Below are 19,472 nucleotides of genomic sequence, written 5' to 3' on the forward strand. Positions count from 1 at the left end.
CGTCAGGCAGCTCTCGCGATGTCCGCAAGGCTCTGGAATGTTTCGACTTGCGGACGGGCAAAATAGTAGCCTTGGAACAGGCGAATACCCATGGCCTTGATGACCAGCAATTCAGCTTCGGTCTCGATACCTTCAGCCAGAAGCGTAATGTCGAGTTCCCGCGCAATACCGACAAGGCCGCGGACGATCGCCTGCTTGACCTGGCTCGCCTCGATGCCCCGGAGAAGATCCATGTCGAGCTTGATCAGATCGGTCTGAAACCGCGCCAGGAGCGACAACCCCGCGTAGCCGGCGCCAAAATCATCGAGTGCAGTGGTGAAACCCATACGCCGATATTCGTGGACAATATTGCTGACATGAGCCGCGTCGCTGATGCGCTCATTCTCGGTGAACTCGAACATCAGCCGCTTCGGATCGAACTGCGTGCGGCTGGCGGCATCAAGCGTGGCGCGAATGCAGGCCTTGGGCTCATAAACTGCATTGGGCATGAAATTGATGCTCAGCTTGGCTTCGGTGCCGCCGATGCGGCTGCCCGCCAGCTCGATAGCCTTGACGCGGCAGGCCTGGTCGAAAGCGTAACGATTGGCTTCCGTAACCTGGCTCAGGACTTCAAAGGCGCCCTGGCCACCGACGCCACGCACCAGTGCCTCATAGCCCCAGATTTTCTGGGCAGAGACATCGATGATAGGCTGGAAAGCCATGGTGAAAGGGATTTCGAACGCATTCGCGTCCGCATTGCGACAACCAACACAACCGACAGACATGGGACTTTTCTAAGTTCCTGAGGGGGGTTCAACGGTGACGCTGAAACCAAAGTACCCCCAAGGCCTTAAAAATTGCTGTCCTGATCGAAGCTTAGTCTTTGGCCGCGCTGGGGGCCAGCGTCAGCTTCAGACCATCCAGCGCGTCCGAGCAGAGGATCTGGCAGGAGAGGCGCGAATTGCTCTTCACGTCGCCGACGCTGTCGAGCATGTCTTCTTCGTCTTCGCTGGGGGCGCCGACGGCATCGAGCCATTCGGCGTCCACATAGCAGTGGCAGGTGGCGCAGCTCAGCGCGCCGCCGCACTCCGCCTTGATGTTGAGGCCCCAGTCGCGGATGACCTCCATGACGCGCCAGCCCTCGAGCCCTTCGAGCTCGTGCACGTCGCCAGCCTGGTCGGTAACGGTGATCTTCATGGGGCGCTCCTCAACAGCGGGGCGTGCTTAGCGCCCAATGGGCCTGGTGCGCAAGTCTGGCGACTTGGAACTTTCGTCTGCCGTCACCACCGGGCTTGTCCCGGTGGTCCATGCAGGTGCGAGATGGATTGCCGGGACAAGCCCGGCAATGACGAGGGTGCAAGGCCGGAATCAGGCGACGCCGAGCTTCTTCTGCAGCTTGGTGGAGCTGGTCGTGTACTGGAACACCACGCGCTCGCCAGGCGAGATGACGGCCTTGGCGGCCTGGGCCATCAAGGCGGCCTCGTGGAAGCCCGAAAGGATCAGCTTGAGCTTGCCCGGATAGGAGTTGATGTCGCCGATGGCATAGATGCCGGGCACCGAGGTCTCGAACTTCTCGGTATCGACGACGATGGTGTTGTCGTTGAGCTCGAGGCCCCAGTCGGCGACCGGGCCCAGCTTCATGGTGAGACCGAAGAAGGGCAGCAGACGCGTCGCCGGGATCGACAGGTCACCGGCATCGGTGGTCAGGTGCACGTGGTTGATCTGGCCATCTTCGCCGTCGAGCTTGGCGATCTGGCCGAGCTGGAAGTTGATCTTCCCGTCAGCCACCAGTTCCCGCATCTTGTTGACCGAAGCGGGGGCGGCCTTGAAGGCATCGCGACGGTGCACGAGGGTCAGTGTGCGCACGATGGGCGCGAGGTTGAGGGTCCAGTCGAGGGCCGAGTCACCGCCGCCGACGATGACCACGTCCTGGTCGCGGAAATCTTCCATCTTGCGTACGGCATAGAAGACCGACTTGTTCTCATACTGCTCGATGCCGTCCACCGGCGGACGCTTGGGCTGGAACGAGCCGCCGCCAGCCGCGATCACCACGACCTTGGTGAAGAAGGTCTCGTCGGCATCAGTCTGGAGCTTGAAGGAGCCGTCAGCCAGCTTCTCGATGGAATTGACCATACGCGAGAAGTGAAACTCGGGTGAGAACGGCGCGATCTGCGCCATCAGGTTGTCCGTCAGCTGCTGGCCGGTGACGACGGGGAAGCCCGGAATGTCATAGATCGGCTTTTCAGGATAAAGCTCGGCGCACTGCCCGCCGGGACGGTCGAGAATGTCGATGAAGTGACATTTGATATCCAGGAGCCCGAGTTCGAAGGCCGCGAACAGCCCGCAGGGGCCCGCGCCAATGACGGCAACATCGGTGGTGATCTCAGTGCTCATGTATCAAGTCCATTCGAACCCGCAGCCGGTTGGCCACGGAATTGGTCCCATCGGGGCACATGCCCCGCTCTGCTTTATGGGAACCGCCGCTGTCACCAGCGGCCCCGGCTTTTGCCTAAAGGCGACTTATCCGCTCCACTTATATCAGGAGACGCGGCGAAGGAAGGGCCGAGTGCCGACCGGCACTTCGGTGACGCCGACGGGCTGATAGAACAGCGCCATTTCGGGCAGGCGGTTTTCGATCAGCGCCTGGCGGGTCGGCTCGTGTGTCACCACCAGGGCGTTGAAGCCGCAGCGGCGCATATGCGGAATCTGATCCTGCAGAACATCGCCTACAGCCCTGACTTCACCAGCATATTTCAACCGCTCGACGAGAAGCCGCGCAGTGGAATAACCGCGCCCGTCCGAAAAGGCGGGGAAGCGGATGGCCACCGAGGCGAAGCGTGTCAGGTCGTCCGCGACATCCTCGATCTTTTCGCCCGGCGCGACCAGAAGGCCCAGCGGATGCGGATTGGCAAGGTACTCGGCGCGATGCGCGAGGAACTCGGGCAGCGGCACATGGACATAGCGCGCCTCGGACGGAATGGTCCCCTCGACCCAGTCCTTGAACGGATCGGCGATGAAGGCCCCATCTTTCCAGAGGGTATGGCGGGCTGCGGCAGTCATCGGATTCGCGATCGCTCCACTGAAGTCATAATGGATGCCGCATTCCTTCTTGTTGAGGCCGCGCCACCGTCCGGCACGCGGATCTTCACCCTCGGCAACAACCGAGGTGCAGGGCGCGCAGCCAATCGACTTGTAGCCTTTGGCATAGAGCGGATGCTCGGGCAAGTTATGCGCCTGCCGGTACTCGATCACGTCGGCGTCGGAGAAATAGGCCAACGGATTGACCTTGATGCGATCGTCGCTGGTCAATTCGAAATGCGGCAGCACCCCGCGCTCGACCGTCTGGTAGCGCTTGCGGCCGGTGACCCAGCCCCCATACTGCTCGGTGATCGGCTCCAATGGCTCGGTCTTGCGGATGTGGCAGCACGAATCCGGGTCGGTCTCCCACAGGTCGCCATTGGGATCGAAGCGCTTCACGTCGTCCTGATTGGGGTGGATGGCGTGAACGTTGATAAGGCCGAACTGCTTCTTCAGCGTCTCGACATAGGCCAGCGTCTCGGGGAAATGCTTGCCCGTCTCGAGGAAATAGACTGGCAGCGACGGATCGGCCTGCGCCACCATGTGCAGCAGCACGGCCGAGTCGGCGCCAAAGGACGAGACAATGGCCAGGTCCCCGGGCAGGACTTCGGTGATGGCGTAGCGGAGCACACCCACCGCGTCCATTTCGTCGAACATGCCGTTAAGCGCGAGGATGCCCAGCGACCGCAGCTTGTCATTGGCGACGGGTGTGGCAGCGATTTTAGGCATTGCCATAGAGCGCCTCCTTGAACGGCGCTTCGCCCAGTCGTCGATAGGCCTGGATGAAGGTCTCGTCGGTTGTCTGCCGCTGGGCGATGTAGAAATCGACCAGCTTTTCGATGGCGCCAGGCACGTCGTCGGCCTCGAAGCCGGGGCCGATGATCTTGCCCACCGAGGCATGCTCGGTGGCGTCGCCACCCAGGGTGATCTGATAGAGCTCGCCGCCCTTCTTCTCGACGCCCAGAATGCCGATATGGCCCACATGGTGGTGCCCGCAGGCATTGATGCAGCCGGAAATCTTGATCTTGAGATCGCCGATGTCCTTCTGGCGAGCCGGTTCGGCGAACTTGCGCGAGATTTCCTGCGCGATCGGGATCGAACGGGCATTGGCCAGGGCGCAGAAATCGAGGCCCGGGCAGCAGATCATGTCGGTGATGAGGTTGTTGTTGCCCTCGGCCAGTTCCGAAGCCACCAGCGCATCATAGACCGTGCGCAGATCGGCCAGTGCGACATGGGGCAGAACCAGGTTCTGCTCATGGGTCACGCGCAGTTCGTCGAACGAATACTTCTCGGCGAGGTCGGCTACGACCTCCATCTGCACGTCGGTAGCATCGCCCGGGGCACCGCCGACCGGCTTCAATGAAATCGTCACCGAGGCATAGCCGGGCTGGGCATGGGCGTTGATATTGTTGTCAAGCCAGCGGCCATAGGCGGGATCGATGATGGATTCATAGGCTACGTCGATTTTCGTGACGCTCTGCGGCACAAAGGCCGGCGCGGCAAAATAGGCGCTGATGCGATCGACTTCCGCGCTGGGCAGGGTAAGCACGCCGCCGCGCACCTCGGCGAACTCGGCTTCCACCTGTCCCTTGATGCTTTCGAGACCTTCCTCGTGCACCAGGATCTTGATGCGGGCCTTGTACTTGTTATCCCGGCGGCCATAGCGATTGTAGACGCGCATGATGGATTCGAGGTAAGCCAGCAGGTGCTCGTTGGGCACAAAACTGTTGATCAGCTTGGCGATCATCGGCGTGCGGCCGAGACCACCACCAACCCAGACTTCCCAGCCGATCTCGCCCGAGGCGTTCACCGCTGCCTGCAGACCAATATCGTGGAAACGGATGGCCGCGCGATCATGCGGGGCGCCGGTAATGGCGATCTTGAACTTGCGCGGGAGGTACGAGAATTCCGGATGCAGGCTCGACCACTGGCGCAGGATTTCGGCAACCGGACGCGGATCGATGATCTCGTCGGCAGCGGCCCCGGCAAACTGGTCGGTGGTGACGTTGCGGATGCAGTTGCCCGAGGTCTGGATGGCGTGCATCTCGACGCTGGCAAGCTCTTCGAGGATGACCGGGATGTCCTTGAGCTTGGGCCAGTTGTACTGGATGTTCTGACGGGTGGTGAAATGCCCGTAGCCACGGTCATAGGTGCGCGCGATGTGGGCAAGCTTGCGCATCTGACGGCTCGACAGCGTGCCATAGGGCACGGCAACGCGCAGCATATAGGCGTGCAATTGCAGATAGAGCCCGTTCATCAGCCGCAATGGCCGGAACTGGTCCTCGGTGAGCTCGCCGGAAAGGCGGCGCTTCACCTGGTCTGCAAACTGTGCCGTGCGACCCGCTACGAAAGCGGCGTCGAATTCGTCATATCGATACATGCCCGTCTTCACCTAAGTGCTGGCGATCATACGCCTGCCCGTTGAGAGAGAGGGGAGCGGTGGGGCCCGCCGCCCTGATGCGTTCGCGCAGACGCTTGGGCACGATGCGGCCCTCCACCTGCTCGACTTCTTCGATTTCAAGGCTGATGACCCGGCCCGTGGCCTTGGTCGCCGCCAGCGCGCCATCGCGCTCGGCATGCTCATCCTTGGAAAACAGGCGCGATGCCTGCAAGTCCTCGACCCAGCGACCAGCCGCGTCGAGATAGACGGTGGCGCCCGAGGTCAGTTCGTTGCCGGTGAGGATTTCCATGACTAAGCTACCTTGAAAGATTGGGTGGCCGCCGCAGCAGCCCCGGTCCAGTCGCCCTGGGCGACAGCATGACCAATGAGAATGACGGCCGGACCATCAACAAAGTCGACAGCGCCATTGGCCAATGCGCCCAGCGTGCCGGCGTAGGATGTGCTGTCGGTGCGGCCGGCATTGACCACGATACCCACCGGCAGGTCAGCCGGAGCGCCATGGGCGACCAGACGCGCCGCAACCTCGGCGGCAATCGCCTTGCCCATATAGAGCGCCAGCGTCAGGCCGGATTGGGCCAGCGACGCCCAATGGGCCAGGTCACTGTCTTCGGCACCATGGGCGGTGGCCACGACGAAGCCACTCGACACCTTGCGCAGGGTCACCGGCGTCGCCGTATCCGCGGCAGCGGCCAGCGCGGCGCTGACGCCGGGCACGATCTCGTAGGCAATGCCCGCTTTGCGCAGGGCGGCGATTTCCTCGCCCGCACGACCGAAGATCATCGGATCGCCGGACTTGAGCCGCGCCACGCGCTTGCCTTCGCTCGCCAGCCGCACGATCAGCGTGTTGATCTGCGCCTGGCTGAAGGAATGATGACCGCGCGCCTTGCCGACGCAAATCTGCTCGGCATCGCGGCGACCCATCTCGACCACGGCTGACGGCACCAGCTGGTCGTGAACGATCACGTCGGCCTGCTGCAGCAGTCGCTGGGCCCTGAGGGTGAGCAGGTCTTCGGCACCGGGACCGGCACCAATCAGCCAGACGACGCCCTGCCCCGCGCCATCCGCCACATGCTGGTCCAGTAGCGCCTCGGCACTTTCGCGATCCATGCCGGGGCGCGTGACGAGATCTTCGTAGAACCGCCGACGGGCAGCGCCATCGTGAATCAGGCTTTCAACGCGCTGACGCAAGCCACCGGCCAGACTCGCAATTTTGCCAAGCCCTGGCGACAGCAGCGCCTCGATCTGCGCCCGCACCAGCCGCGCCAGCACCGGCGCATCGCCCTCGGTCGAGATCGCCACGGTCAGCGGTGCGCGCTCGACAATCGAGGGGGTGTAGAAGTCGCATTCGTCGGGCACGTCAACGACATTGAGCGGAATGCCCAGCCGCCGTGCCTCGGCCTTGGCGAGCTCGGCATCGGCGCCCTCTTCAGCGACGAAAACCAGCGCCGCATCGGCGATGTCTTCTGCCCGCAGGGCGCGCTCGAAAAGGCTCACCGGAAATGCTGAAAAATCGGCTTCAATCTGGCGGGAGTAAATCTCTATAGAACTTGTCGTCTTAGCAACCAACCGGACCTTGTTCAGGGCCTCGTCGGTACCGCCGACGATGATGATACGCTTGCCCTTGACCTTAAAGCTCAACGGAAAAGTGTTGAGAGAGCCCATAGTCGTCCTGTTCCACAGATGGGGCAAAATAATCTAATCCGCCCCATCGCAACAAGACGTTGAAAATCAATCGCTTTTATATTTCTCTACGGACGCCGCGCGTGGAAACCGCACGACGCTTTTGCCACCCCTGCCGCCAAATGAATCTGTGCCGGTGCAAGGGATAGAATATTTTGCCCAGAGCGGCGCCATCGCGCGCTGTCGCCATGATCGGGAGGACCGCCTTGATGCCACATTTCATCACCCGAAACGTGGCGGTCCCGCTCCTCGTCCTGGCCCTCTTCGTGGTGCCGGCGACAGCCATGGCGCCGATGTCCAGGCCTGAGGTAAACCGCGAAATTATGCCGGGCAAAGCGGAGCCCTTTGTTGGATCGTGGTCGCTTGTCCTGCCCGCGCGGGACGTTAGCGACGGGGACACCGAACTGGCCACCTGCGCGCTGCCGGTGCGCATCGAGGAGGCTGATGAAACTCACATCTTCTATCTCGGTCCCAATGAGGTCGAGGCAGACGCCGCCATTGAACTCATCGCCGCGGGTGATGGCGCCGACTGGAAGCCGATTGCCGGCGGCCCTGCCTTCTTCACCGTCTGGGTCACGCCGGACAGCTTCTATCTCTATGACGCAGTCGCCGAGGGTGAGCCGGACTGGTCGGCGCCCTATGTCTACAACCGTTGTGAATGAGGACGCGGCCCGCCGGCGATAAACATTTCGGATATGGATTGTTCAGTGAAAGTCCTTCACCCCTGCCGGGTCGGCACATGCACGACCAGACCATCCAGCGCGTCGCGCACCTTGATCTGGCAGCTGAGGCGGCTCGAGTCCTTCACGTCGAAGGCAAAGTCGAGCATGTCTTCTTCCATCATCGAGGGACCGCCCACGGCCTCGCGCCAGGCATCATCGACATAGACATGGCAGGTCGCGCAGGTGCAGGCGCCACCGCATTCGGCGACGATGCCGGGGACGGCATTCATGATCGCGGTTTCCATCACCGTCGAGCCATTCTGCCCGTCGGTTTCAATGCGTTCACCCGAACTGGTGACGTAGGTAATCTTGGTCATGGGGGGGCCTGTAACAGTCAGATCAAAGGTCCAGTAGACCTTCTAAATAGTGCTTTTCGATGCCAAACATAGCCTTGACCGCCTCTATCCGGTCAAGCGCTGCCTGGCGCGACCCTGCATTGCCATTTTGGGCGACGATCAGGTTGTTCTTGGGCGTATGGGCGTCCGAGACGAATTCGAAGACTTTCGTGCGATAGCCGCTGGCCTCCAGGAGGAGCGCCCGCAGGCCATCGGTGACCATCTCGGCCTGCTTTTCCATGAACGTGCCATGGCGCAGCAGGAAGTCCAGGTTGGCGTCCGGCTTGCCGGCTTCGATCTGGCGACGAATCTGCTTGTGGCAGCAGGGCGCCACGGCAATGAGTCCTGCCCCGGCCTTGATGCCCTGGTAGATGGCGTCATCGGTCGCGGTATCGCAGGCATGAAGCGCGATGACCGCATCGGCACCACTGGCGTCATAGTCGAGGATGGATCCGGCCTCGAAGCGCAGGCCTTCAAAGCCACTGTCTTTCGCCAGCGCATTGCCCGATGCCACCAGCGCCGGGCGCAGCTCGACGCCGATGATCTCGGCCTGCGCCCCCGCCCGGTTGGCGAGATAGTCGTAGAGCGCGAAATCGAGATAACCCTTGCCCGCGCCCATATCGAGAATGCGCGGATTCTTTGCCTTAAGCTGCTGAATCAGCGGGGCAAAGATTTCGACCATCTTGTTGATCTGGCGGAACTTGTCCTGTGCGTCGTTGCGGACCTGCCCGTCCTTGCCGGTGATGCCCAACTCGCGCAGCCACACAGACGATGTGTCTGTGAGCGCCCGATTTTTCGCGCGGTCGTGTCCGGTCTCGACCACTTCTCGGCCAGCAACTTCACTGCGCTTCAACCGCAGCTTGTCGCCCTGCCGCTCAAACTGCAGGTCAAACCCGGTCGTTTCGAGCCGCGCGCTGCGATAGTGTTCTGCCAGCCCCTGCGTGAGGAAGACCACGGCTTCGTCGAGCGTGAGATTTTTGGTGATGTCGCGCGTCTTGTAGCGGAGCACAAGACTCAGCCGCTCTCCCGCCTTGATGGCGATCTTGCGCCCCTCGACCGATTTGAGATCGGCTTCCGGCCCGTGATAGCCGCCGAGCTTGAGCCGCACAATGGAGCCATCAGCGAAAGCATCGCCGAAGGCTGTCACGAACTCGGCAATGCGGTCCGGCGCGCTCAATGCCGTTCCTTGGTGGTGAGGAAGCGGATTTTTGGCCAGTCCTGCTTGGCGCGATCCGCCCACCACGCATTCTGCGCCAGGAAAACCGGCGCCTCGGCGCGATCCTCGGCCATGTTGACCTTCTGGGCGGTGATGAAGCGCTTCAATTCATCCGGGTCGTCGCTTTCCACCCAGCGCGCCACTTCAAAGCCCATGCTTTCAAAGGTGATCGGCACGCCATATTCGCCAGCGACGCGCGCCGCCAGCACTTCGAGCTGCAGCTGGCCGACGACACCCACGATCCAGTCGGCGCCCACCATGCGGCGGAACACCTGGGTGACGCCTTCCTCGGCCAGGTCCGAGAGCGCCTTGGACATCTGCTTGGTCTTCATCGCGTCAGTGAGACGAACACGGCGGATGATTTCCGGCGCGAAGTTCGGGATGCCGGTGACATTGATATTGGCGCCCTCGGTGAGAGTATCGCCCACTGACAGGGTTCCGTGATTGGGAATGCCGACAATGTCGCCCGCCACGGCCTCCTCGGCCAGTTCGCGGTTATTCCCGAAGAAGAACATCGGGTTGGAAACGGCCATGTCCTTGCCCGACCGGACATTCTTCAAGCGCATGCCGCGCTCGAACTTGCCCGAGCAGAGGCGCACGAAGGCGATGCGGTCGCGGTGATTGGCGTCCATATTCGCCTGCACCTTGAACACGAAGCCGGTGACTTTCTTGTCATTGGGTTCAATGGGAGCCGGAAGCGCCGGTTGCGGCCGCGGTTCGGGACCCCAGTCGCCCAGCGTGCGCAGCAGCTCGGCCACCGACACGCCCTTGAGCGCCGAGCCGAACAGGACCGGGCTCAGATGCCCTTCATGGAAAGTCTGGAGATCGAAGCCGGGCAGCATGGCCTGCGCCATTTCCAGCGTTTCAAGCGCTGTCATGAAGACGGGATTATCGACCAGTTCCTCGACATCCAGGAGGTCTTCCAGGCTCTCGAATTCGGCAATGATCTTGCCCTGCGGATTGAGCACGCGCTTTTCAACGAGGTCGATATAGCCGCCGAAATCGACGCCCTGCCCGATGGGCCAGAGCACCGGGGTGAGGTCGAGCGCCAGCTTGGACTGGATTTCATCGATCAGGTCCAGCGGCGTCTGGCCTTCGCGGTCCACCTTGTTGATGAAGGTGATGATCGGGATGTCGCGCAGACGGCAGACTTCGAAGAGCTTGAGCGTCTGGCTTTCAATGCCCTTGGCAGCGTCGATCACCATGATGGCCGCGTCCACCGCGGTCAGGGTGCGGTAAGTATCCTCGGAGAAATCGGAGTGGCCGGGGGTGTCGAGCAGGTTGAGCGTCAGCCCGTCATAGTCGAATGTCATCACCGACGAGGTGATCGAAATGCCGCGCTGCTGCTCCATTTCCATCCAGTCGGACCGGGTCGAGCGCTGGCCGGCCTTGCCGCGCACGGCGCCAGCCTGCTGGATCGCGCCCGCAGCGGCCAGCAGCCGCTCGGTCAACGTGGTCTTGCCGGCGTCAGGGTGCGAAATGATCGCGAAGGTGCGACGCAGGCGAAACGGTTCGGCGGTGGGCCGGGGCGAGACCGCGGCGACATTGGACATGGACATTGATTCTGCTGAATGCTGTCGTGGGCTAAGGGCCCGACGATACCCGACTTCATATGGGGCGCTCTATATGCGCTGACAATGCTGCGGTCAAACCAAGGCAGATTTTGCGAGGTCACATCATGGCGACAAAAGAGCAGGAATATGCGCTGCGCGGCGTCCTCATTTCCCTCGCGGCGGGTCTCCTGCTACTGGTCGCCCTGCTGTTCCTGTCCGCCGGCACGCTCGACTGGACCAATGCCTGGGCGTTCCTGGCCATCACGCTGTTCATGCTGATCTTCGCGGTCATCGGGCTGTGGCGGGTCAATCCGGAGGTGTTTGTGGCCCGCGTCTCCACCCAGCCGAGCCACAAGCCCTGGGACTACATCTACTTCGTCATCATTGCCTGCGGCTTCTTCGACGTCCCCTTGGTCGCTGGGCTGGACTATCGCTGGGACTGGGCCCAGGCCTCGGAGGGTCTGGTCTGGTTCGGTCGCGTGCTCTTCGTCCTCAGCCTTTGTGCCCAATGGTGGGCGCAGGCCGTCAACCCGCACTTCGAGACCGCCGCCCGCATCCAGTCGGACAGAGCACACAAGGTCATCGACATCGGCCCCTATGCGTATATCCGCCACCCCGGCTACGTATCCGGATCGGCGCTTGCCATAGCGACAGCACTATCGCTCGGTTCGCTGGTGGCGCTGATCCCGGCGCTGATCGCCATCGTCGCGCTGTGGCTACGCACCAATGCGGAGGACCAGATGCTGCAGAAGGAGCTACCCGGCTACGCCGAATATGCCTTGCGCGTGCCGTTCAAGTGGGTGCCGGGTGTGTGGTGAATGCCAACAGACCCGCGCCACTCTCGATGAGTGCGGCGCAGGCCCGATAGTGATTGTCCAGAGCTAGAATCGATAGCCGATGCCCGCACGCACGGCATGGGACGTGACCTTGACGCCCGGATAGACGACGTCAAAGTTCATGTCCTGGGCGCCAAGGTCCGTGTAGCGATACTCGGCGCGAGCGAACCAGGCATCGGAGAAAGCCACTTCGGCGCCCAAACCGGCGGTCCAACCCACGCGAACATGGTGGTCGCTATATTCGACATTGGCAGGACTTACGGTCGAGCCCCCTACATGTGCGACGGCCAGACCAGCCGTGCCGTAGACGAGGAAGCTATCCATCGCATAGCCAAGCCGCCCACGCAGCGACCCCTGGAAACCGATATTGCCGCGACAGGTCCAGGTGGCATCCGTGCAGGCGGTGGACACGTGATAGCTGGAATATTCAGCATCGGCTTCAGCGCCCAGCACCAGGCCGTTCGGCTCCTGATAGTTGACGCCCGCAAAGACGCCCCCGACAAACGCATTGCCTTCGAGCACGCCTTGCGTCGGCACATCGATCCGCGGCCGCAATCCGCCAATCGTGGCGCCAATATACTGCCCAGACCAGGTCTGCGCGGGCGCGTGACCATAGGCGGGCAGAGGCTCGTACGACATATAGTCGGCAGCCATCACCGGCGTAGCAGCGATGACGAGCGCGGCACCTACGAGAAAACGACGCATGATGACCTCCAGTTCATGGACTGAACTGTGGGCGATTATGCTTAATGGCTGATTAAATGCGGGCTGGGGGCCGAACTGGAAATTAATCCCGCTCGCTGGCCAGCATGCGCGCGATGAAGTCGCGCACTTCTTCGACGGCCATGCCGAGGTCTTCGATCCGCTCGGGCGCGAGGGGACGACCAGCCTTGAGGTCCTTTTCGAGTGCGCCGGCCAGGTCCGAGACCCCCCAGGCCCCGACGCCTGCGGATGCGCCCTTGATCGAATGCAGGTTGAGCGCGAGGTCGTCGAAGGCGGTAGCGAGCTTGAGACGGCCGAAATAGGTCGAGATCGTCGTGTCAAAGAGGCGCAGGATTTCCAGTTCCAGATTTTCGTCGCCCAGGCACTGCTTGGCCAGGTGCACCAGATCCACGGGACGCATGGGCCGCTTGTCGGTGGCCGGCTGGGCGTTTTGGACGAAGGCACTCTGCGCCATTCTGGCTTACTCCTAACAACACCGGGCACGGCACTGGACCTACCCTGTGTACAAGCCTAGCGCCCAGGGCATGAACAGCTGATTAAGCCACATCTTCGCCTTTGTTTGCCCGTCAATTCCTTAACGTTTCCCACCCAAAAATTAACCTTTGGGTAAGAAACCGTTCGGTTTGCATAAAATTGAATGTAAGGATGAGATTTGACCAGCGCGCGGCGGCGAGGGTTGGGGGGAACGGTGCGACGCATTTGCATCGAATTGTTCCAGTTTGGCGGCAGGCCCGGAAAGGGCCGCGCAGTCATGACTACTCGTAAAGCCCGCCGTGATGCTGTTGTGCCGACGCGAGAGTTGTAAAGAGTATGGCGAAGAATCCGACCCCCCAGAATGACCCGGCAGCCCTGGCCTTTTCGGCCGTCGAGGATGCCCTGAAGGATTCGGTGTTCAATCTGGACCCGCCGGCTCAGCCCGCCCAGGACAAGAAGCAAGACAAAAAGCAGGAAAAGAAGGCCGACCCTGCGCGCTCCGAACGCTTGCGCGCCGCCGACCGCATTGCCCAGCAGGCCAGCGCGGTCGCTAATGATGATCGCGTCTCGACCTCCAAGCTCCTCTACAATCTCCAGGGCCGCTCGTCGGCAGCCCCGAACTGGCTGGCCCTGCTGCTCTCGGTCGTCTGGATTGCCGCCGTCGGCATCGTGTCGTGGATGCGCTTCGGCGCGCAGATGGCCAATTTTGGCCCCTTCATGGGATCCATCGAATTCGTGGCGATCCTCGCCATCATGTTCATCCCGGTCCTCGGCTTCTTTGCCGTGGCGAGCCTGTTCCGCCGCGCCCAGGACCTGCGCAATGCCGCATCGTCCATCACCCAGGCCGCCATTCGCCTGGCTGAGCCCGAAGTGACCGCCGCCGACAAGGTCGCCTCCGTGGGCCAGGCGGTCCGTCGCGAAGTCAACGCCCTGGGCGATGGCCTCGAACGCGCCCTCTCCCGCGCCGGCGAGCTCGAAGTGATGATCCACAACGAGGTCACCGCGCTCGAACGCACCTATTCGGACAATGAATCGCGCATGCGCGCGCTCATCGCCGAACTGGCCAGCCAGCGCGAAAGCGTACTGACCAATACCGAACGCGTGCGCGAGGCGATCACCGAAAGCCATACGGGTCTCGTTTTCGACCTCGACATGATCAGCCAGCGCATTGCCGGCACCATCGTGGAGAGCGGCGGCAACCTGACCCGCGCGCTGGAAACCGCGGGCAACACGCTGACGACAGGCTTCTCCGAGCGCGCCGACGGTTTCGTCAGCCTCGTTGACAACCGCACCAGCGACTTCCTCGGTGCGCTGGACGAAAGCGCTGGCCGTCTGTCGCTTGGCTTCGAAGATCACGCCGCAACCACGGCCCGCAATTTCGAGACCCGCACCCTCGAAATCACCTCGGCCATCGACAGCCGCATGGCGGACCTGACCGCAGCTCTGGACAGCCGGGCGGCCAGCATGACCGGCACGCTGGAATCCCAGACCCTGTCGCTGTCCTCGGCCATTGAGGATCGCACTTCGGCCCTGGCCAATCTCCTTTCGGAAGGCGGCACCAACCTCGTCGACCTGCTGCGCAATCGGGGCCTCGAAGTCAGCGAAGCACTGGAAGCTATCGGCGCACGTGTCTCGGGCGACATTTCCAGCCGTTCCACCGAAGCCGAACTGCTGCTGGCAACCCTCACCCGCCAGCTTGACGAGTCGGTATCGATCCAGCTCAACGCTCTCGACAGCCGCCTGCAGTCGGCCATCATCGAAATCAACGGCGCCCTCGACGATACGTCCGAGCGTGCCCGCCTGACGCTCTCGACCGCCGGCCAGGATTCGCTCAGCCTCTTCGACCAGCGGCTGACCGAAATCACCGGCCTGCTCGACGACAAGCTGCATGCGCTTGACAATGTCATCGGCGACAAGGGCGAAGAACTGGTCCAGCGCCTCGACAAGCAGGGCGTCAGCTTTGCAGCGCGCGCCAACGTCCTGGAAATGGCGCTCAACGAAGAGTCCGGCCGCTTCAACGACATCGTGGCCGAGCGCACCCGCGAGATGAGCGACGTGATCGGCGCCAAGACCAAGGCCATCACCGAAACCCTGACCAATCGCAGCCAGGAAATCTCCGACAGCCTGGACGGTCACGCCGACTTGCTGAGCGAAGCTCTCGACAGCCGCACCAGCAAGCTCGATGAGATGCTGACCATGCGCGCCCTGGAAGTTGGTGAGGCCATCACCAGCCGCACCGGCGCCCTGGAGGAAACCCTCGCCATCCGCGGCGCCGAGCTGGGCGAAGCCATTCGCCTGCGGTCGCAGGAACTGGGCGACACACTGCTCACCGGCACGCAGACATTTGACCAGGCCATTGCCGGGCGCACCCAGCGCCTCGCGGACACGATTTCCGAGCGGACCAACGCCCTGTCGCTGGAACTGGAAACCCGCACCGGTGACTTCGCCAGCCAGATCGACGAGCGCACCGGCACTCTAGTAAGCCGTCTCGACGAGCGCACCTCGACCCTGGCCAGCACCCTGTCCGAGAGCACTGGCACGCTGACCAGCGTGCTCGAAGAACGCACCAGCTTCCTCGCCAATGCACTGGACGAGCGCACCCTGAACCTCTCGAGCCAGATCGACGACCGCACTGCGACCCTGTCGGGCCAGCTCGACGAGCGCTCGGCTGCTCTCGCCAGCCAGATCGAGACCACTGGCGGCGACCTGGTCAACCAGCTCGATGCGCGGACGCAGGAACTGGCCATGGCGGTCAACACCCGCACCCAGCAGCTGTCCGAAGCCCTGGGCGCCCGCACCCAGGCCCTGTCCGATACCCTGGCCACGCACACGACATCGATGGGCGAAACCATCAGCCTGCATACCAACGAACTGGCCGAGACCCTCGATCAGCACGGCTCCCGCGCCCGCGACAGCATCGAAGCCTCGCTGCGCCAGGTCACCACCAATATGGAAGCCCGGCTCGACGACATGTCGCTCCGCGTTGCCGGCAAGGTTGGCGACGTCAACGAGACGCTCGGGGTCGGCCTCGACAACGCCATTGCCCGCATTTCCGATGCCGAAGCCGGCGTCGCCGCCCGCATTGAAAGCGCCAGCCTCACCGTTGGTGAAAGCGCCCGCCAGGCTGCAGAACTCATCGAGACCGGCGTCAATTCGGCCCGCAAGGCCATTGCCGACATGGTCGACCAGCGCCTGGGCACCCTGCCCGAGGCCATCACCGCCCGTGCCGACATCACCGCCGAGCGTCTCGCCGCGCTCAACGCCTCGATCAGCACCTCGATCACCCAGTCCATGGCCGATCTCGAGGCGGGCGCTGACCGCATCGAGGAAACTATTGCCACCCGCATCACCGCTGCGACCGGTGTCATCTCGGCTGATGTCGAAAACACCGCAAACCGCATGGACGCGGCCGTGCGCGGCGCGCTCGAACAGATCCGCCTGGCTGCCACCAATATCGACCAGCTGGTTTCGGTCCGCGCCGTCAACGCCGCCGACGCCATCGAGAGCCGCCTCGAAACCATCAATCGCTCGGTCGAACAGCATACCAGCCAGTTCGCCGAACTGGTGACGTCCAAGTCGACGGAACTGCAGACGGCACTGGCCAGCCATGGCAACCTGCTGCGCGATGCCTTGGGCGAGAATGCTCGCGAGGCTGAAGCCATCATGTCGGTTTCGACCACCCGCATCCTCACCGACGTCACCAACGCGCTCAACAAGCTCAACGACTCGAACCTGCTGCTGCAGCGCGTCCTCGACGCATCGACCGCCAACCTGGCGAGCCTGGAAACCAGCGTCGCCCAGCAGACTGCCACCTATTCGAACACCATGCGCGAAGCCATGGGCCAGACCGAACAGGCCGGCACCATGGTCACCCAGCATGTGGGTGCGCTGCAGAGCTCGATCCGCAGCATGGTCGAGGAATTCGGTTCCATCCTCGGCCGTCTCGACACCGAGGCTGCCGGCCTCAACCAGGCTGCCCAGTCGCTCGACGCGTCGAGCGCGACCGCTCTCGAAAATCTCGAGGACCGTCGTGATGCCATGGATGCGCTGGCCCAGAGCTTTGCCGCCCGTGCCGACGATATTGATGGCCGCATGCGCCTGTTCGCCCAGTCGATTGCCGACACCGTCAACGATACCGAACGCCGCCTGATCGGTGCGCGCCGCGCCATGGACGAGGCGCTCAACGCCACGACCCACACTGTCACCGACGCGCTGGCCCTCACCACCAATTCGGTCACCGAGGCCCTCGAAAAGAACGCTTCGAGCGTCAACGACGCGCTCTATGCCACCAATGAGCGCTTCGCCACGGCGCTCAACAGCAATGTCTCGCAGATGGACAATGTCGTTCAGCGCGCGGCCGATGCCGCCGCGGCAGCCCTCAGCCAGACATCGGCCCAGGTGCGAATGGCGCTTTCCGACCAGACCGAGCAGGTCAATTCGGCCCTCGAAGACAATGCCGCCCGCGTCAGCGAAGTGCTGTCGTCTACCGCCGGCAGCGTCACCGACGTGCTGACCTCCACCACCAGCTCGCTGGCCGACACCATTTCAGACTCGACCAGCTCGGTGCGCAGCGCCATTGCCTCCAATACCGGCCAGCTGCGCCGTGCCCTCGACGAGACCACCGGGGAAGTTACCGGCAAGCTCGGCGAATTCCACGAGACCGCCGATGCCGAAGGCCGCCGGGCCAGCCAGGCCCTGCAGGATGCCCAGCAGCGCATGGCCATGGAAATGCAGCGTGCCATCGAGGAAGCCACCCAGCGCTTCGCCGACACCGCCCGCGCCATGCGCGAGACGGCTCGGGAAGTGGGCAGCGAACTCGAAGCCACCCGCGCCGAACTGGCTCGTGGCGTCAACGAGCTGCCTGAAGAGACCCGCGCCAGCGCCGCCGCCATGCGCCGCGTCGTGGCCGAGCAGATCGAGGCCCTCTCCGAGCTCAACGCCATCGTGCGCTCGCAGCCGGCGAGCCACGACCTTACCGACCGCCGTGCGCCGCAGCGCGCGCCGCGCCAGCCTGAGCCGCCAGCCTACCAGCCGCCGCGCCAGGAACAGCGTGCCGAACCCGCACGGGAAGCCTATCGCCCCGAGCCGGCCCGCCAGACCCTGGTCGATCCGATCCGCAGCGCCCCTGTAGCCGAACAGCCCGCCCCTGCCCGCGCCCCCGCGCCGGCACCGGTGCAGGCCGCCGCTCCTGCCCCTGCCCCGCGCCAGCCGGCGGAAGCCGATGGCAGCGGCTGGCTGCGCGACGTGCTGCGCAATGCTTCGGCCAAGCAGGCCGGTGGGGCCCAGCCACCGGCCCTGTCCGGCCTCAGCGAAGAGATTGCCCGCGCCATCGACGACGCAGCCCTGGGCGAAGCCTGGGCCCGCTATCAGGCTGGCGAGAGCAATGTCTTCACCCGCCGCATCTACACGCTCACCGGCCAGGGCACCTATGACGAAGTGCGCAAGCGCATCCAGCGCGAACCCGACTTCGCCCGTACCGCCCAGGCCTATATGGCCGAGTTCGAGCAGTTGCTGAAGCGCGCCGCCGCGGGTCCCAACCCGGCCGGCGAAACTCGCGAATATCTGCTCTCCGACAAGGGCAAGGTCTACACGACCCTGGCCCATGCCAGCGGCCGCCTGAGCTGATCGAAAACTGACGACAACCAAAGGCCCCGGAGCGATCCGGGGCCTTTTGCATTGCGCCGTTGTGGCCTGTCGCAGGCGACGCTAGGCTAATCCGCAATGCGGCGGGAGTTTAGGCATGGGATGGGAAACACTTGGCCATTGGGGCACGGATGTCACCCGCATCGACAGGCTGACGGGCGGCTCCTCCAATGACGTGTGGAGCATACGCCTCAACGGGAAAATAGCCGTGGCGCGCCGTGGCACGCGCAGCGACGCGGACCTTGCCTGGGAGACCGACCTGCTCACTTATCTCGACCGCCAGGGCTTTCCTGTGCCGAGACCGATTCCAACCCTGGATGGCAGGCTGTTCGCCGGCGGCATCGTGGTCATGTCCTTTGTCGAAGGCCATCCTCCCGACACCGCAGCCGACTGGCAGCGCGTGGCAAAAACCCTGCGGGAGCTGCATCGCCTGACACGGGGCTGGCCGCAGCGCCCCGGCTGGCGCGCCTCGACCGATCTGCTCACCGAGGACAAGGGCACACGGATCGACCTCACCGCCATGCCATCAGAGGCCGTCGCGCGCTGCCGCAACGCCTGGGCCCGGCTCGCCGGCCACGACCAAGCCGTGGTGCATGGGAATCCGGCAAACCCGGCCAATATCATCATGACGGCCGATCGCGTCACGCTGATCGACTGGGACGAGGCCCATGTGGATGTGCCTGCTCTCGACCTCGCCCTGCCCCACAATGCAGCCAGGCTCGCGGGCGAAGCCCGTGACAGCGCCGAGCAGGCCGCGGCCGCCTGGGAAGCCGCCGTCTGCTGGAAGGATGATTATGCCGTCGCCCGGCTGGCCGAAGTCCGATCTGTCTGA

Annotated in this window: 16 protein-coding genes; 4 read left to right on the top strand and 12 right to left on the bottom strand. The window is 63.3% G+C overall.

Annotated elements, in window-relative coordinates; translation table 11 throughout:
* Positions 1 to 2: 2 nt before the first annotated feature.
* The 7 genes from MQW79_RS05370 to cysG form a co-directional block, all read right to left on the bottom strand.
* The gene (locus tag MQW79_RS05370) at positions 3 to 764 is read right to left on the bottom strand and encodes an EAL domain-containing protein (protein WP_476587273.1); all 762 of its coding nucleotides are present in this window, start codon (positions 762 to 764) and stop codon (positions 3 to 5) included.
* 91 nt (positions 765 to 855) lie between these two features.
* Positions 856 to 1,176, bottom strand: coding sequence for a 2Fe-2S iron-sulfur cluster-binding protein (locus MQW79_RS05375; protein WP_476587274.1), 321 nt, complete (start codon positions 1,174 to 1,176; stop codon positions 856 to 858).
* A 171-nt stretch (positions 1,177 to 1,347) separates the two neighbouring features.
* Positions 1,348 to 2,373, bottom strand: coding sequence for an NAD(P)/FAD-dependent oxidoreductase (locus tag MQW79_RS05380; protein WP_476587275.1), 1,026 nt, complete (start codon positions 2,371 to 2,373; stop codon positions 1,348 to 1,350).
* Positions 2,374 to 2,517: 144 nt separating this feature from the next.
* Complete coding sequence (locus MQW79_RS05385; RefSeq protein WP_476587276.1) at positions 2,518 to 3,792, bottom strand: phosphoadenylyl-sulfate reductase; 1,275 nt, start codon at positions 3,790 to 3,792, stop codon at positions 2,518 to 2,520.
* Complete coding sequence (locus MQW79_RS05390) at positions 3,779 to 5,437, bottom strand: nitrite/sulfite reductase (protein ID WP_476587277.1); 1,659 nt, start codon at positions 5,435 to 5,437, stop codon at positions 3,779 to 3,781. Before MQW79_RS05390 ends, MQW79_RS05385 begins: the two co-directional genes overlap by 14 nt.
* Positions 5,424 to 5,747: a DUF2849 domain-containing protein gene (locus MQW79_RS05395; RefSeq protein WP_476587278.1), complete on the bottom strand. Its 324-nt coding sequence runs from the start codon at positions 5,745 to 5,747 to the stop codon at positions 5,424 to 5,426. The genes MQW79_RS05390 and MQW79_RS05395 overlap by 14 nt, the downstream gene beginning before the upstream one ends.
* Before the next feature lie 2 nt (positions 5,748 to 5,749).
* Entirely contained in the window at positions 5,750 to 7,120 is a 1,371-nt protein-coding gene (gene cysG, locus MQW79_RS05400; protein WP_476587279.1) for a siroheme synthase CysG, read from the bottom strand.
* 227 nt (positions 7,121 to 7,347) lie between these two features.
* On the opposite strand from cysG, the gene MQW79_RS05405 reads away from it, so the two are divergent.
* On the top strand, positions 7,348 to 7,800 hold the full coding sequence (locus tag MQW79_RS05405) for a hypothetical protein (RefSeq protein WP_476587280.1): 453 nt from the start codon (positions 7,348 to 7,350) through the stop codon (positions 7,798 to 7,800).
* A 56-nt stretch (positions 7,801 to 7,856) separates the two neighbouring features.
* On the opposite strand, the gene MQW79_RS05410 is transcribed toward MQW79_RS05405, so the two are convergent.
* Genes MQW79_RS05410 through MQW79_RS05420 form a run of 3 tightly spaced genes read right to left on the bottom strand, consistent with a single transcriptional unit; the run spans position 7,857 to position 10,964 of the window.
* Positions 7,857 to 8,177 (bottom strand): 2Fe-2S iron-sulfur cluster-binding protein, encoded by a 321-nt coding sequence (locus MQW79_RS05410; protein WP_476587281.1) that lies wholly within the window; start codon positions 8,175 to 8,177, stop codon positions 7,857 to 7,859.
* A 22-nt stretch (positions 8,178 to 8,199) separates the two neighbouring features.
* Positions 8,200 to 9,372, bottom strand: coding sequence for a class I SAM-dependent methyltransferase (locus tag MQW79_RS05415; RefSeq protein WP_476587282.1), 1,173 nt, complete (start codon positions 9,370 to 9,372; stop codon positions 8,200 to 8,202).
* Positions 9,369 to 10,964, bottom strand: a complete 1,596-nt coding sequence (locus MQW79_RS05420) for a peptide chain release factor 3 (protein ID WP_476588189.1) — start codon at positions 10,962 to 10,964, stop codon at positions 9,369 to 9,371. Before MQW79_RS05420 ends, MQW79_RS05415 begins: the two co-directional genes overlap by 4 nt.
* A gap of 125 nt (positions 10,965 to 11,089) precedes the next feature.
* On the opposite strand from MQW79_RS05420, the gene MQW79_RS05425 reads away from it, so the two are divergent.
* Positions 11,090 to 11,782 (top strand): methyltransferase family protein, encoded by a 693-nt coding sequence (locus MQW79_RS05425; protein WP_476587283.1) that lies wholly within the window; start codon positions 11,090 to 11,092, stop codon positions 11,780 to 11,782.
* Positions 11,783 to 11,845: 63 nt separating this feature from the next.
* Here MQW79_RS05425 and MQW79_RS05430 read toward each other — a convergent pair whose 3' ends face one another.
* Together MQW79_RS05430 and MQW79_RS05435 are read right to left on the bottom strand one after the other, a co-directional pair.
* Positions 11,846 to 12,505 (bottom strand): outer membrane protein, encoded by a 660-nt coding sequence (locus MQW79_RS05430; protein WP_476587284.1) that lies wholly within the window; start codon positions 12,503 to 12,505, stop codon positions 11,846 to 11,848.
* An 82-nt stretch (positions 12,506 to 12,587) separates the two neighbouring features.
* A complete protein-coding gene (locus MQW79_RS05435) occupies positions 12,588 to 12,977 on the bottom strand; it encodes an Hpt domain-containing protein (protein WP_476587285.1) in 390 nt (129 codons plus the stop codon).
* A 356-nt stretch (positions 12,978 to 13,333) separates the two neighbouring features.
* Between MQW79_RS05435 and MQW79_RS05440 the strand changes: the two genes are divergently transcribed.
* The gene (locus MQW79_RS05440; RefSeq protein WP_476587286.1) at positions 13,334 to 18,622 is read left to right on the top strand and encodes an apolipoprotein A-IV repeat region-like domain-containing protein; all 5,289 of its coding nucleotides are present in this window, start codon (positions 13,334 to 13,336) and stop codon (positions 18,620 to 18,622) included.
* Positions 18,623 to 18,737: 115 nt separating this feature from the next.
* Complete coding sequence (locus tag MQW79_RS05445) at positions 18,738 to 19,472, top strand: phosphotransferase enzyme family protein (RefSeq protein ID WP_476587288.1); 735 nt, start codon at positions 18,738 to 18,740, stop codon at positions 19,470 to 19,472.

This window comes from Devosia sp. Micro-HW1, assembly GCF_056341075.1.

Coding starts and splice junctions, on each gene's coding strand:
- MQW79_RS05370 (WP_476587273.1), bottom strand. CDS start 764: ATGTCTGTCGGTTGTGTTGGTTGTCGCAATGCGGACGCGAATGCGTTC.
- MQW79_RS05375 (WP_476587274.1), bottom strand. CDS start 1,176: ATGAAGATCACCGTTACCGACCAGGCTGGCGACGTGCACGAGCTCGAA.
- MQW79_RS05380 (WP_476587275.1), bottom strand. CDS start 2,373: ATGAGCACTGAGATCACCACCGATGTTGCCGTCATTGGCGCGGGCCCC.
- MQW79_RS05385 (WP_476587276.1), bottom strand. CDS start 3,792: ATGGCAATGCCTAAAATCGCTGCCACACCCGTCGCCAATGACAAGCTG.
- MQW79_RS05390 (WP_476587277.1), bottom strand. CDS start 5,437: ATGTATCGATATGACGAATTCGACGCCGCTTTCGTAGCGGGTCGCACG.
- MQW79_RS05395 (WP_476587278.1), bottom strand. CDS start 5,747: ATGGAAATCCTCACCGGCAACGAACTGACCTCGGGCGCCACCGTCTAT.
- cysG (WP_476587279.1), bottom strand. CDS start 7,120: ATGGGCTCTCTCAACACTTTTCCGTTGAGCTTTAAGGTCAAGGGCAAG.
- MQW79_RS05405 (WP_476587280.1), top strand. CDS start 7,348: ATGCCACATTTCATCACCCGAAACGTGGCGGTCCCGCTCCTCGTCCTG.
- MQW79_RS05410 (WP_476587281.1), bottom strand. CDS start 8,177: ATGACCAAGATTACCTACGTCACCAGTTCGGGTGAACGCATTGAAACC.
- MQW79_RS05420 (WP_476588189.1), bottom strand. CDS start 10,964: ATGTCCAATGTCGCCGCGGTCTCGCCCCGGCCCACCGCCGAACCGTTT.
- MQW79_RS05425 (WP_476587283.1), top strand. CDS start 11,090: ATGGCGACAAAAGAGCAGGAATATGCGCTGCGCGGCGTCCTCATTTCC.
- MQW79_RS05430 (WP_476587284.1), bottom strand. CDS start 12,505: ATGCGTCGTTTTCTCGTAGGTGCCGCGCTCGTCATCGCTGCTACGCCG.
- MQW79_RS05435 (WP_476587285.1), bottom strand. CDS start 12,977: ATGGCGCAGAGTGCCTTCGTCCAAAACGCCCAGCCGGCCACCGACAAG.
- MQW79_RS05440 (WP_476587286.1), top strand. CDS start 13,334: ATGGCGAAGAATCCGACCCCCCAGAATGACCCGGCAGCCCTGGCCTTT.
- MQW79_RS05445 (WP_476587288.1), top strand. CDS start 18,738: ATGGGATGGGAAACACTTGGCCATTGGGGCACGGATGTCACCCGCATC.